Here is a 13,997-nt window from a genome sequence, read left to right as displayed (position 1 = left end):
CCTACATCGACTACCAGTGGAACCGAGAGCTTTACGGCATTCTCCATGCACCGCACTACCAAATCCTTCACTTCTTCCAATTCGGGCTTATAGGTATCTATAATGAGTTCATCGTGCACCTGCAATATGAGCTTCGATTTTAAGTTCCGCCTTTTAAGTTCAGCATACACGTCATTCATAGCTTTCTTTATTATATCGGCAGCGCTGCCCTGTATGGGCGTATTCATGGCCAACCGTTCGCCCTGGGAACGGATGTTGAAGTTTCGGGATTTAAGCTCGGGTATATACCTGCGCCGGTTCATAAGCGTAGTTACGTAACCCTGCTTTTTGGCAATCTCCACTATCCGTTCCATATACTCCTTTACCTTTGGATAGCGAGCAAAGTAACTGTCTATATACTCTTTGGCCTGTTTGCGGCTTATCCCCAGGGTCTTTGCCAGGCCGTAATCGCTGATGCCGTACACGATCCCAAAGTTAACCGCCTTGGCACTGTTCCGCTGCTGGGAAGTAACCTTCTCGATGGGCACGCCAAATATCTCGGAAGCCGTTCGCAGATGTATATCTTGGTTGTTTTTAAAGGCATCGATAAAAGTAGGATCTCCCGACATATGGGCCAGTACCCGCAACTCAATTTGTGAGTAATCGGCATCCACCAGGACGTAGTCCTCCCCGCTGGCAACAAACACCTTGCGTATCCTACGCCCCATCTCCAGCTTAACCGGGATGTTCTGCAGGTTGGGCTCTGCGCTGCTGATCCTGCCTGTGGCTGTCACCGTCTGGTTAAAGCTGGAATGGATTCTCCCATCCCTAGGGTCGATGACGCTCAAGAGCCCATCTATATATGTGGATTTAAGCTTCATCACCTGTCGGTACTCGATGATTTTATCCACCACCTCATGGTAGGGGCGCAGCTGTTCCAGCACCTCGATGTCGGTGGAATACCCCGTCTTGCTCTTCTTTATGACCGGTAGCCTCAACTTTTCAAATAGCACGCTGCCCAGCTGCCTCGGCGAATTTATGTTGAACTCCTCCCCCGCCAGGGCATATATTTCCCGGGTAAGGCTTGATAGCTCGGCAGAAAACTCCTCTCCCAGCTGCTCCAGCATATCTTTGTCCACTTTAAAGCCCGTAATCTCCATATCGGCCAACACGTTTATAAGCGGATGCTCAATTTCCTCGTAGAGATAGAGCATCTCGGTCTCCTTGAGCTTGTTGCGCATATGCTCCGCCAGCAAGTATAGGTCAGCCGCGTCGGCATCATCGACGTCTAGGTCAGCATACTCATAAAGCAGCTGGCTCAAATCGTAGCGATTTTTTGCTGGGTCCAACAAGTAAGCCGCTATAAAGACATCAAATTCAAGGCCTTCCACACCAATGCCATATTTGTGGGCCTCCAAAATCAACCTCTTGCCATCATATACAACCTTCTTTAGATCTTGTCTTTCCAAAATGGGTTTCAGCTCTATAAATATATCCTCGAGGCTTAACCCTTCAGACAACAAGTCGCGTTTCAGTTTTATCCTGTACACCCTATCCGGGTTATCGGCAATGGTCATGCAGTCATCGGTCATCAATATGGCCAGCCTGCCACTTTGCACGAGATTTGCCACCTGCTGACGCAGCTCTTCCACTGTCTTAATCTCGATCATATCTTTTTCTCTAACAGGCATTTCAACCGAAACGCTGCTCTCAGACCGTATGCCCAACTTCTCAATTATGCTGTTAAACTCCAGCTCTTGCAAGAATTCCAGCAGTTCCCTAGAGTGTGGAATCTCATAGCAGCAATCCTCCAGCTTTATATCCACAGGTGCATCCTGCATAATGGTGGCCAACCTTTTGCTCAGCATGGCCTGTTCCCGATACTTGATTAACGCCTCCTTAAGCTTCTTACCGCTTATCTTGTCGGCGTTATCCAGAACTTGTTCAACGGTATGATACTGGTGCAGCAGTTTAAGAGCTGTCTTTTCGCCTATGCCTGGAACACCGGGTATGTTGTCAGAACTATCGCCCATCAGAGCTTTTAAATCTATGATTTGGGAAGGGGTCAAGCCATACTCCTTCTCTATTTCTTCAACATCAAAAACCTTTACGTCTGATATGCCCTTTCTGGTCATGATAACCCTCACTTCAGGAGAAACCAGCTGGAGGGCATCCCTATCGCCGGTGACCAGATAAGCCTCCCATCCCCTTTCCCTGGCCAAGCGCGCAAAAGTCCCCAGGATATCATCTGCCTCATAGCCATCAACTTCGTATATGGCTATCCCCATCAGCTGGAGCATCTTCTTAAGAAGGTCAAACTGGGGAATGAGCTCCTCAGGAGTTTTTTGCCTTGTGGCCTTGTAATCAGCATAGACCTCATGACGAAAGGTAGGTCCCTTCTTGTCAAAAGCCACTCCCAGATAGTTAGGCTTATAATCCTGTATCAGCCTTAAAAGCATGTTGGTAAAACCATACACGGCATTGGTAGGCGTGCCCTTTTTATTGGTCAACATAGGTAAGGCATAAAATGCACGGTGCATCAGGCTATTTCCATCTATTATCATTACCCGCGGTTGCCCCATAATGATCTCTCCTTAAAATATGGCATTTATCAGACCGATGACTCTTTATCATATTCCCGACATCTAGACTTTATCACATCCACCATCAAAATTCAATTAGCCTTTTTCTTTAACATATATTCCCTACGGATTATGTACTTGTTATGTACTTGTCTTATTAATAAGGATGATCATTCCTTTAGATGAGGCCATTAAGCATTATTATATAAATAGTAGTTTACACAAGTTATAAATTATAAATTTATTAATTTAAAGGACAACGATGCAAACGAAAATTCTAAGTTTCAGCCACAAAATTACCATAATTTTTATAATGACAAATATGTTACGAATATGTTAAGATATATTACAGATATATAAAATATATTAAAAATTGGAGGTCATAGTCATGAAGAAACGAATTTTGTCAGTTTTATTGAGTATTTTCCTGTTGGGATTGCTACTCACAGCAGGACCTGCATCATTGCAGGCAGAAGTATTGGCAGAGGCACAGAATTCGTGTCCTATCAAGGTAACAGTCACAGCAAATAATCTGAATGTAAGGGCCAACAGCAACTCGCAGTCAAATATAATAGATGTTTTGAAGAATAACCAAGTAGTAAATGTGTTGGGCCAAAAGGGCAACTGGTATATAATAAAGACCGATGACGGAAAAATTGGCTCCATCCTTAAGTGGTTTACAAAGCCTGTAGATCAGACTGAAACGCAGCAGTCCAAACCCCAGCAGCCTGAGACACAGCAACCTAAACCCCAGCAACCTGAGACACAGCAGCCTAAACCCCAGCAACCCGAAACTCAGCAGCCCAAACCGCAGCAACCTGCGCCGCAACAGCCTTCAAACCAACTGAGCTATGAACAGTCAAGGATGTTGGAGCTGGTCAATGCCGAACGAACGAAAGCAGGCCTCAAGCCCCTTGCATGGGATGCTGACCTGGCCAGGGTGGCCAACATCAAAGCCAAGGATATGGTGGATAACAACTACTTCAGCCACACATCGCCAACTTACGGCAGCCCATTTGAAATGATGCGCAAGTTTGGCATTCAGTACAGGACTGCCGGCGAAAACCTGGCGGGTTACTCCTCGGTAGAAGGAGCGCATAACGGCCTTATGAACTCAGAAGGGCACAGGAGGAACATCTTAAACCCCAGCTTTACCCATATAGGCATAGGCGTTCAAAAGAGCCCAAGATACGGTTATATATTCGTGCAGATGTTCGTTGGTAGATAAAAGGGTAATTAACAAAAACGGTATTACACGTTATCAAGACCTGATTTTAAAAAATATTGAAAAACAAGGAAAGGACATACTATACATGTACAGTATGTCCTTTCTTTTGTATGCATCTTGAAATTTATTGATAATTCTTCTTAATAAAAAATTGCGCTATATTACTACTCGAACGCTATACCAATTCAATCCCACAATATGGGTTTTCTTTCTTCGCTTATTGAAATTCCTACACTATTAATAATTTCCCACTTCATGTCATCATTAAGCTTGTAAACATTTATATCCATTTCTTGCTTTTCATCAACGTGCGTCTGATGATTTAATTAATCTTCAATTACGCATTATCATACAAATACGCAACAACTAACGATTCTATTTACCAAAAAACAAGCATCATTATTAAAGAAGGTGGTAGTTTGCGGATTATTTTGGTATAATAATCCTTGAGCGCTCATTTACAACCGAAATGACGAGGAGGAATGCTCTATGGACAAACAGCAGATACTAAACTTCTTCTTTAAAAGAAGGAGCATCCGCAAATACAAGGACATGGATGTAAGCCAGGAAGACATAGACATCATTCTGAGAGCAGCCATGTCAGCTCCATCGGCTGGCAATCAGCAGCCCTGGCATTTCATAGTAGTAGACGATCGCCAAAAGATGAAGGAGATCACCAAGTACCATCCCTATTCTTCAATGCTCAACACAGCGCCCAAATGCATCATCGTAGCAGGAGATACATCCTCGCAAAGGTACGAGGGATACTGGGTACAGGACTGTGCAGCTGCCACGCAGAACATGCTGCTAGCCATAGCGCAACTAGGGCTGGGCGGGGTATGGCTGGGCGTCCATCCACGGAAGGAACGGGAGGAAGCAATCCGTAGGATATTCAACATCCCCGAACATATAGTGCCATTTGCTATCGTAGCACTTGGCGTACCCGACGAAGAAAAAGGCCCATCCGACAGATATAACCCCGAAAGGGTACACGTGAACACGTGGTGAAAGCGATGAGGGTTTTTATTGCCATTGAGTTTGAACAGCCCATAAAGGACTATCTCAATAGAATTCAGAAACAGATAATGAGCTACAGCACCGACGGAAATTTTTCAAGGCCAGAAAACTTCCACCTGACGCTCAAATTCATAGGAGAAGTAGAGCCGTCTTTTTTGGGTAACATCACTGCAGCCATGGCCCAAGCGGTTCAAGGCATAAAGCCTTTTAAACTTGGCCTACACAGCCTTGGGAATTTCCCCCGGGGAAATAAGATGATCATATGGATGGGAGTGTGTGGGGAGCTGGACGCGCTCAATCTGCTGTTTAACCAGCTGGAAACATCGCTGAGCGACATAGGCATTGCTAAAGACACAAGAGGATATTCGCCCCATATTACCCTGGGCCGAGAGGTACGCCTGGCAGTACCATTCTCGAAAGTGGCCAGCGCCATTGCAGCAGACCCATATCAGATAATCGAGGTGCGCAAGATTTCGCTTATGGAAAGCACCAGACAAGAGGGCCGTCTTATGTACATTCCTCTTTACAGGCAGCCGTTAGCCGATTAAATACAACCAGCATGTACTCTTGCAACAAATGCGCCAGTTCTCTTCACCCTTCCCCTTCTCTAATTCTTCGATTTCCCTATCTTTCATCCCATGGTTTTCAGCGTTTTACCGCCTCCATCATCGTCTTGAATCCTTCCTACATCCATGCGGTATACGACCAACTTTGAAAACGGCACAATCCTTAGCTCAAAATCCCACTCTTTTTACTTGCTCAGGCGGCTGATGGCAATTTGTCCGCCTACCATCGGCCACCTCATACATAGTTCTATTGGTCTGTATAACCCCTTCAATAAATTTATAATAAGGCCTTAAAATTTTCCCCGTCGAATCGGCCCAAAGCTGCATAGAAAACACCTTGATATTTTCATAACCCGATAGCAAGCTTCCATCGGCAATATAAGCATATCGCATACCAAGATTATATCATACAGGATTTTCACGAGGGTTCTACTATTATTGGGGGATTACCATTATTTGGGTATTGTATTTAATTTTACAACAAACCAAAAAACAAGAAAGGGATCATGAAAATCCCTTTCTTATTCCTTCTTAAACTTCTCAACGAACTCGGGGGCAATTTGCCTCAGCATGCTCTCCAATTCCTCATCAGACATAACAGTGGTACGCCCTTTAGCGTATTCATCATCCACAAGTTCCTTTAACTTGACCACCATCGGATCCTTTTTATCTATAGCGTTTTCGCCTTGCAGACCAAAGTAAGAATTGATCCAATGGGCAATTCCGGCCAGCCCCGAATGCTGCCCCACAGCCACCCTGGGCGGCCTCTTAAGTATTTTTCCAGTATCAAATATGTTGTATATCTCCTCATCCTTCAATAGGCCATCGGCATGAATTCCGGCCTGAGTCACGTTGAAATTCCTGCCCACAAACGGAGTATTCGGCGGTATCTCATAGCCTATTTCCTTTTCAAAATATTCGGCGATCTCGGTTATAACCGATAAGTCCATGCCATTGGTATCGCCTCGTAATGCGACATATTCTATGACCATGGCCTCAAGAGGGCAGTTTCCTGTACGCTCGCCTATGCCCAGCATGGTACAGTTGACCGCCGATGCGCCGTATAGCCACGCAGTGGCTGAGTTGGTAACCGCCTTATAGAAGTCATTATGCCCATGCCATTCTATGAGCTCGCTGGGGAAACCGGCAAAATGCCTCAATCCGTAAATTATGCCCGGAACGCTCCTAGGCAAGGCAACCCCCGGGTAAGAGACGCCATACCCCAAGGTGTCACATGCGCGTATCTTTATGGGTATCCCGGACTCATCCATCAGCTTCTTAAGCTCAATAGCAAAGGGCACTACAAACCCATAAAAGTCAGCACGGGTAATATCCTCAAAGTGGCAACGCGGTCTAATGCCATACTCCAAAGCCATCTTTACCACCGACAGATACATATCCATGGCTTGCCTGCGCGTCATTTTCAATTTTTTAAAGATGTGGTAATCCGAGCAGCTCACCAAAATGCCCGTCTCTTTTACCCCCATCTCCTTTACCAATTCGAAATCCTTTTGTGAAGCCCGTATCCAGCTGGTAACCTCGGGATACTGGTATCCTCGCTCCATACACTTGCGCACCGCTTCCTTATCCCTATCGGTGTAGAGGAAAAATTCGCTTTGCCGGATGATACCATTGGGTCCCGAAAGCCTGTGAAGCAGATCGAACAGGTCCACAATCTGTTTTACCGTAAATGGCGCCCGCGCCTGCTGTCCATCCCTGAAGGTAGTGTCGGTAATCCATATTTCGTCAGGCATATGCATGGGGACAAGGCGATGATTAAACGGTATCCTGGGTATGCTGTCATAGGGAAACAGATACCTATAAAGATTTGGCTCCTCCACGTCCTGAAGAGAATATTTGTATGCCGACTGTTCCAGCGTATTGGACCTCTTGCTGAATTCTAGCACGCTCACATCTCCTCCTCCCAAACCAAAATTGCATGGTCTCCCATCAGCCTATCATGCTTTTATCCTACTCCACAAACCTGACATTTAAAATAAAGCTTTTACTGCAGAGCTACATCCACGGATGGGAACATTTTTAGGCCGCCTCAAAAATATTTGTGTATAATTGTATACAGTTATACACGTATTTGTCAAGTGCCTAATTGTAAAAATTGAAAAATTGTTATCGACATGATTCACAATGAGACTTTATAAAAATTGCTTCTGCGAAATATTTTATTCTCCACGTTATAATCAAACAGCACATAAGTGATGGAATGAGGATAAAAGCCGCTTTTTGCGCCTTCCACAACATCGTATTCGAAGGCCTCTATATGAGCCATACGGGATATCTGCCTGGGGGTATACCCTTCAAGATATGGCATAAATTTTAGAATATTTTCTCGGTTTTTGAAAAAAGAATCGACAGCCTTGCCCAATCCCGGCATCTGGGGCGGCTCCAATCCTTCAGGATACCTGCTGGGCTTTTCATAGCTTACCCAGTCAAACCGCATGATGTTTTTAAGCAGCCGGTGATCGGCATTATCCATCGTGAGGCCATATTCCAGCAAAATCTCATAGAGGCGTATTGGGCTGTATGAAAATCCCTCATAGCCTCTCGCCTTCCAAAATTCCATAAACCCTTCAAAGAACTCAAAGGGATTATTATGATGGCAACCTATCAGATAATCGAGAGTATATTTAAAGCGGCCTGAGTTGTAATACTTCTCCACCAAATCCTCTATCATTTCAAGTTTTGCGATTTCATCGTAAGCCATATAGTTATTCTTGAGCACCTTGTAGGGCGGATACTGGGTATATTCGTATCCATATTGTGCAGCTCTCAGCCTGAGGCCTGAACCCTTGAGCAATTTCAAAAATCCCAGCTGCAACATATTAGGCCGCAAAAAATATACGTCATTGAATGAGCGCTTAAACGAGGCATAATCCTCCTCGGGCAACCCGGCTATCAAATCCAGATGGAGGTGTATGTTCTCTCCACGGCGCAGCCGTTCAACCGTCCTGGCTAGAGCATCAAAATCCATCTTCCTTTGAATTTCATGTATCGTATTTGGATTTGTGGACTGTACCCCTATTTCAAATTCAAAAAGGCCAGGGGGTGCCTGTTTCAATATGTCCAGCATCTCCTCGTCTATCAAATCCCCTGCCATCTCAAAATGGAAGTTGGTCTGCCCTCCAAGGGAGATGAGGGTCTTGAATATGCGCTTGGCCCTTGCTGGATTGCAGTTAAAGGTCCTATCCACCAGCTTTACCTGGGGTATCCCCGCCTTTACAAACAGCTCCAGCTCCTTTTCCACCCGTTCAAGCGAAAAATACCTCACTCCTGGAATGGTTGAAGAAAGGCAGTACTGACAATTAAAAGGGCAACCTCTCGAAGTTTCGTAATAGACGATCTTATTTTCAAGCCCCGCAAAGCCATCCTGATACGGAAAGGGAATCAGGTCTAAATCCCGTATCAAGGGGCGGGCTGGATTAACAACTATTTCCCTACCATGGCGGTATACCAAGCCCTTTACCTGTGCCAGATCCCCATTATCCTCGAGGATCTGCAGCAGCTCACGGAAGGTCTCCTCTCCCTCTCCTACGACAATATAGTCGACCGCAAGGTTATCCCTCATGATGTCCCCGGCATCAAAGGACACCTCGGGGCCGCCGAGGACTATTGCGCAGCTATCCATAATCCTTTTCAAGGTATCAGCTACCATTAAAACTTGCCGGATATTCCAGATATAACACGAAAAGGCCACCACATCAGGCCTTGCAAGATAGATCTCCCTAATCATCCTCTCTATATTATCATTTATGGAAAACTCCATAAGGTCTATCGAGTGCTCCTTGCCGCAATAGGCTTTCAAATACCTCAGAGCCAGGTTGCTGTGAATAAATTTGGAATTGATTGCAACCAAAAGCACCTTCATGTTTAGCTCCTCCATTTTTTATGTTATATCTCTGCTCTTGACCCTTAAAATCATGCACCGAGCTGTTTAAAAATGTTCATTGTAAGGCCCATATGGGATATTCCATCGTATTGCCCCAGTGACAATCAGGTCGTCGATAAATCCTTGATGCCCCTGGCCAGAACCACCAAGGCCCCCACTATGATGTTCAAATAATAGGTGATAAATCTCCACAGTATCATGGTGACAAATATCAGATGCCCGGGAAAAAACCGGTGAAAGAACAGATAAAATCCTCCTTCGGAAGCACCCATGGCACCCGGAGCAGGGAAATAGGACACCGCCAGATACAAAAAAGATTGAACAAATACCATATCCACCCAGGCGCTGTCCTTCAAGCCAAATGCCCTATAGATAAAAAAGATAACGCTAAAATAAAAGATGAGCTGTACGGCAGTCAAAGCAGCTGCCACCGCCATGGCCTTGTAGTTCCCACGGAAGATGCACAGGCTCCCATGAAAATCTTCCACAGCCTCTTCCATTCGTGCCTTCCACTTTTCCAAATCCTTAACTATGCGCACGCGGTGAAAAAATTTCAATACCGCCAATACTGCCTTTTTTATAAATCCGCGATTTAGCGAAAGAAAATATATGAGAAATACAGCTCCTGCATTGATCACAAACCCGATTAAGGATATCCAAACCACCACAGGGGGATATGAAAATATCAAATCAGCTTTGCATATAAAGGCTATTGCACAAAAAATGGACAAAACCACCTGGTAAATCAGGTACTTAATTATGAGCACCGAGGTGGAATAGCCGGCCGGAATACCAAAGCGGGACATGTAATACACCTGCGCAGGTTGTCCACCGCTGGCAAATGGCGTAACTGCATTGTAATATTGACCTATTAGAGCCACCTCCATACAGCCCTTAAAATGCCAGGGCTTGAAAATGGCAGCCAGCAAATATCTGAGTATCAGAGAATCCATAACCCAGAACATCAACATGCATCCTGCCGCTCCTGCCAGCCAGTACGGCTTGAGAGCATTAAAGGCGTGGCCTATATCCTTAAGGTTGGGGTCCAAAAGCCCTATAACAGCAATGATTATGATATTTACCGCAATATAAAAAAGAATTGCGTACTTTCTCTTGTTCATATAATCTCCTCTAATATTAATATCCTTATTTCCTAGTTGAATACATCACGCCACATCATTCGCATAAAACAAAGTGGCACAGGTCACCACATTTCTATTATACTATACTCAAATGAACACCGCAAACCGAAGACGGCATATGCCGCCATAACTTGACAATAACATGGCAAAACCACAACCCCGCTTGTATCACCTTTAAGCGACTGCATTTTTGGCTATTCTACCACGTTTTTTGAGCTTTTTATAGTTGAACTACAGACAACCTACATGAAAAAAGTTTTAAACTCCTTAAACGAGAAAGCCCTCATCCTCTTAGATAGCAGAATAGCAGGATGAGGGCTTTCTCGTATTGTTCACAACGTCACGCCATCTTTGAAAATTGCTATTTCTCTAAATCCCATCTTTTCGGACTTTGTCGGCATTCCCGATGCCACCCTGACCACAAAATCTAAAAGTTCCTGGGTAAGCTGCTCCATGGTGTATCCTGCAAGAAGCCTTCCCGCATCAAAGTCCATCCAGTGGGGTTTCTTGTTAAATATCTCGCTGTTGGTGGCAATCTTTATAGTAGGTACCGCCGTTCCAAGCGGCGTTCCCCGACCCGTGGTAAACAAAATGATCTGGCATCCTGCTGAAGCAAGGGCTGTTGATGCCACCATGTCATTGCCCGGCCCGTAGAGCAGATTGAGTCCTTTTTCCCTTACCACACCGCCGTAATCCAGTACATCCACCACCGGGCTTGTGCCGCCCTTCTGGGTACATCCCAGGGACTTTTCCTCAAGGGTAGTTATACCTCCCTTTTTATTTCCGGGAGAGGGGTTTTCGTATATGGGTTGTCCGTAACTCATAAAGTATTCTTTAAAATCATTTATGAGCTTTACGATCTTTTCAAACACTTCCTTATCTTTAGCCCGGTTCATCAGTATGGTTTCAGCGCCAAACATTTCGGGCACCTCTGTAAGCACAGCGCTTCCACCATAGGCTATGAGCTTGTCCGAAAAAGAGCCAACCAGGGGATTGGCGGTGATTCCCGAAAAGCCATCCGAACCCCCGCATTTTAGGCCAATCACTAAATCCGAAAGGGGGCATTCTTCCCTCTTGAACTGCGAGGCATACTCTACAAGGTCACCAATGAGCTTTAGACCTTCCTCAATCTCATCCTCCACCTCTTGCGCCACAAGAAATTTTACCCTGCCGGGCTCCCATTTACCCAGCACCTTCTTAAATTCCTCTATATTGTTGTTTTCGCATCCCAGACCCAGCACCAACACTCCCGCGGCATTTGGGTGGTTAACCAGATTGGCCAGAATTTTTTGGGTATTAATATGGTCCTCCCCCAGTTGAGAACAGCCATAGGGATGTTTAAAATCGTATATGCCGTCTATACCCTCCGCATTGGCGTACATCTCCCTGGCCTTCAAGGCTATCAATTCGGCATTCCTGTTGACGCAGCTCACCGTGGGAATTATCCAAATCTCGTTCCTTACCCCTACCCTGCCATCATGCCTGCGGTAACCCATAAATGTCTTATGAGTTTCCTGGTATTTAAATTCATCTTTTTGAGGGTGGTACTGGTATTCCAAAATCTCTCCGAGATTGGTCTTCAAATTATGTGAATGCACCCATTGCCCCGCTTTTATGTCTTCAGTGGCATGGCCTATGGGAAACCCGTACTTTATCACATTAGCACCCCTTGGGATATCCTCAAGGGCTATCTTATGACCTTTTTCTATATCCTCAAGGGCAACAATGGAGGAAGCCCCTATTTTAAAGGCTTCCCCCTTGCTAATTGGCTCCAAAGCCACCGCCACGTTATCATTGGAGTTTATAACCAATAGCTTCATTTATCGACCTTCCCCCTTCACCAGCCGGTCTACCACATCCTTGATCCCACATGTTGCTATGTCGTATAGATATTGGCCCACCTTTTCGGCCAACCCCGGAATGACATTTAGATCCTCGTCCCACAGTGCGGTGTTGCCAAGTACATCCCTGGCCACCTGGAGTGCCGAGTTGCGGCTTCCATCAAATGCCTTCCAAACATTTTGGTAAAATTCCAGGACAGGAAGGTCATCCTTCATGATAAACTCTCCTTTTTCCCTATAGGCCCTCATAGCACTTCCTTCCACCTTACCGTCCTTATAAACCGATATAAGGGCTGCCATGGAAAAGGTGAGCTTTTCTGGCAATTTGCCGTATTTATCATAATATTCCTTGATGGACGGAAGCACCCTGGCTTTAAACTTGGAGGTCGAATTGAGCAGGATGCTTATGAGATAATGCTTGATAAAGGGATTTTTAAACCTCTCTATGACAGCATCGGCAAATTCTACCAGCATGTCCCTGTCAAGGTCGATGGAAGGAATTATTTCATCGTATATGATGCTCCTTACATACTCGCCCATCACTTCATGATCCATCATCTCGCCCACCGTCTCAAGGCCGTAAAGGAAGGCTGCCGGTACCGATGAAGTATGAGCACCATTTAATATCCTCACCTTACGAGTCCTGTACGGCGTCATATCATCGGTCCATATGACGTTAAGGCCGGCTTTTGTAAAGGGCAATCTCTCCGATAATTCTTTTGGCCCCTCTATCACCCAGAGATGGAAAAGTTCACCTGTATCCAAAAGTTGGTCTTCATATCCCAGCTTTTCCTCTATTGCCTCTATTTCATCTTTGGGATAGCCCGTTACCACTCGGTCCACCAGCGTGTTGAGGAAAATATTGTGTTCTTTCACCCATTCTTTGAATTCCTCGGGTAAACCCCAATCATCGGCAAGCTGCAATACTATTCTTTTCAGGTTATCGCCATTCCTGTCTATAAGCTCGCAGGGCATTATCACCATTCCTCTTTCAGGATCGCCATTAAAATGCCGGAATCGGTGATAGAGGTATGCCGTAAGCTTACCGGGGAAAGAACGGGGCGGTTTCATATCCAGGCGGTCTTCCTTGTCGTAGGCTATACCCGCTTCGGTGGTATTGGATATGACGAACTCTATCTGTGGATCCTCAGCGCATTTCATAAATTCATCCCAATCCTTGTAGGGATTTATCGCTCGGCTCACCGAGCTTATTATCTCCTTTTCTTCCGTGGGTTTGCCATTCCTTAGACCCCTTAAAATCACCGTGTAAAGCCCATCCTGTTCGTTTATCTTTTCGGTAAACCCTTCAGGAATGGGCTGTACAAGCACCACTCGTCCATTAAACAAACCCTTCTTGTTCATTTGATGGATCATCCAGTCTACAAAGGCCCTGAGGAAATTCCCCTCTCCAAATTGAATGACCCTCTCAGGAAGATTGGCAGGATACTTAGGAACTTCAACATCATCCGGGAAGTTAAAGTTTCCTTTCAATAGATTGTTGCAAAGCTTTTCCATAACCATTCCTCCTTATCTTTTTACTGACTAAAGCTGGATTAATTTTAATTCCCTGGCTTTATTCCAAACCTTGTGACGTTTGTTAAAGGAATATCATAAATACCGGGGAATAAACCTCACAAAAATTCCTTATTTAAGCCTACTCCCCTACAGGAAAGCGCTTACCCTAAGAGTTTAACATTATGCTTATTTATTGTCAATCATTCAGCAAGCATCAAATATG

General features: G+C 45.1%; 10 protein-coding genes. 3 read left to right on the top strand and 7 right to left on the bottom strand.

Going from position 1 to position 13,997, the window contains the following annotated elements; translation table 11 throughout:
* Window positions 1-2,561, bottom strand: a 2,561-nt coding sequence (gene polA / locus FWJ59_RS04310) for a DNA polymerase I (protein WP_414480755.1), incomplete at its 3' end; no start/stop codon positions are given.
* A gap of 388 nt (window positions 2,562-2,949) precedes the next feature.
* Between polA and FWJ59_RS04305 the strand changes: the two genes are divergently transcribed.
* The 3 genes from FWJ59_RS04305 to thpR all read left to right on the top strand — a co-directional run bounded on the left by FWJ59_RS04305 (window position 2,950) and on the right by thpR (window position 5,354).
* The gene (locus tag FWJ59_RS04305) at window positions 2,950-3,789 is read left to right on the top strand and encodes a CAP domain-containing protein (RefSeq protein WP_414480754.1); all 840 of its coding nucleotides are present in this window, start codon (window positions 2,950-2,952) and stop codon (window positions 3,787-3,789) included.
* A gap of 489 nt (window positions 3,790-4,278) precedes the next feature.
* The gene (locus tag FWJ59_RS04300) at window positions 4,279-4,797 is read left to right on the top strand and encodes a nitroreductase family protein (protein ID WP_414480753.1); all 519 of its coding nucleotides are present in this window, start codon (window positions 4,279-4,281) and stop codon (window positions 4,795-4,797) included.
* Between the two features lie 5 nt (window positions 4,798-4,802).
* Window positions 4,803-5,354, top strand: coding sequence for an RNA 2',3'-cyclic phosphodiesterase (thpR, locus tag FWJ59_RS04295; protein WP_414480752.1), 552 nt, complete (start codon window positions 4,803-4,805; stop codon window positions 5,352-5,354).
* Window positions 5,355-5,540: 186 nt separating this feature from the next.
* On the opposite strand, the gene FWJ59_RS04290 is transcribed toward thpR, so the two are convergent.
* The 6 genes from FWJ59_RS04290 to FWJ59_RS04265 all read right to left on the bottom strand — a co-directional run bounded on the left by FWJ59_RS04290 (window position 5,541) and on the right by FWJ59_RS04265 (window position 13,774).
* A complete protein-coding gene (locus FWJ59_RS04290; RefSeq protein ID WP_414480751.1) occupies window positions 5,541-5,765 on the bottom strand; it encodes a hypothetical protein in 225 nt (74 codons plus the stop codon).
* 128 nt (window positions 5,766-5,893) lie between these two features.
* Window positions 5,894-7,279 carry a 2-isopropylmalate synthase gene (locus FWJ59_RS04285; RefSeq protein ID WP_414480756.1) on the bottom strand — a complete coding sequence of 462 codons (1,386 nt, stop codon included), beginning with the start codon at window positions 7,277-7,279 and terminating at the stop codon, window positions 5,894-5,896.
* Between the two features lie 233 nt (window positions 7,280-7,512).
* The gene (locus FWJ59_RS04280) at window positions 7,513-9,255 is read right to left on the bottom strand and encodes a B12-binding domain-containing radical SAM protein (protein ID WP_414480750.1); all 1,743 of its coding nucleotides are present in this window, start codon (window positions 9,253-9,255) and stop codon (window positions 7,513-7,515) included.
* Between the two features lie 125 nt (window positions 9,256-9,380).
* Window positions 9,381-10,397 (bottom strand): lysylphosphatidylglycerol synthase transmembrane domain-containing protein, encoded by a 1,017-nt coding sequence (locus FWJ59_RS04275; protein ID WP_414480749.1) that lies wholly within the window; start codon window positions 10,395-10,397, stop codon window positions 9,381-9,383.
* Between the two features lie 353 nt (window positions 10,398-10,750).
* A complete protein-coding gene (locus FWJ59_RS04270) occupies window positions 10,751-12,238 on the bottom strand; it encodes a UxaA family hydrolase (RefSeq protein ID WP_414480748.1) in 1,488 nt (495 codons plus the stop codon).
* Window positions 12,239-13,774 carry a tagaturonate reductase gene (locus FWJ59_RS04265; protein WP_414480747.1) on the bottom strand — a complete coding sequence of 512 codons (1,536 nt, stop codon included), beginning with the start codon at window positions 13,772-13,774 and terminating at the stop codon, window positions 12,239-12,241.
* Window positions 13,775-13,997: the final 223 nt, after the last annotated feature.

The organism is Caldicoprobacter sp. (genome assembly GCF_047459465.1).
Taxonomy (GTDB): Bacteria; Bacillota; Clostridia; order Caldicoprobacterales; family Caldicoprobacteraceae; genus Caldicoprobacter.
This window is presented reverse-complemented; position numbering and strand designations above follow the sequence as displayed.

Coding starts and splice junctions, on each gene's coding strand:
- FWJ59_RS04305 (WP_414480754.1), top strand. CDS start 2,950: ATGAAGAAACGAATTTTGTCAGTTTTATTGAGTATTTTCCTGTTGGGA.
- FWJ59_RS04300 (WP_414480753.1), top strand. CDS start 4,279: ATGGACAAACAGCAGATACTAAACTTCTTCTTTAAAAGAAGGAGCATC.
- thpR (WP_414480752.1), top strand. CDS start 4,803: ATGAGGGTTTTTATTGCCATTGAGTTTGAACAGCCCATAAAGGACTAT.
- FWJ59_RS04290 (WP_414480751.1), bottom strand. CDS start 5,765: ATGCGATATGCTTATATTGCCGATGGAAGCTTGCTATCGGGTTATGAA.
- FWJ59_RS04280 (WP_414480750.1), bottom strand. CDS start 9,255: ATGAAGGTGCTTTTGGTTGCAATCAATTCCAAATTTATTCACAGCAAC.
- FWJ59_RS04275 (WP_414480749.1), bottom strand. CDS start 10,397: ATGAACAAGAGAAAGTACGCAATTCTTTTTTATATTGCGGTAAATATC.
- FWJ59_RS04270 (WP_414480748.1), bottom strand. CDS start 12,238: ATGAAGCTATTGGTTATAAACTCCAATGATAACGTGGCGGTGGCTTTG.
- FWJ59_RS04265 (WP_414480747.1), bottom strand. CDS start 13,774: ATGGAAAAGCTTTGCAACAATCTATTGAAAGGAAACTTTAACTTCCCG.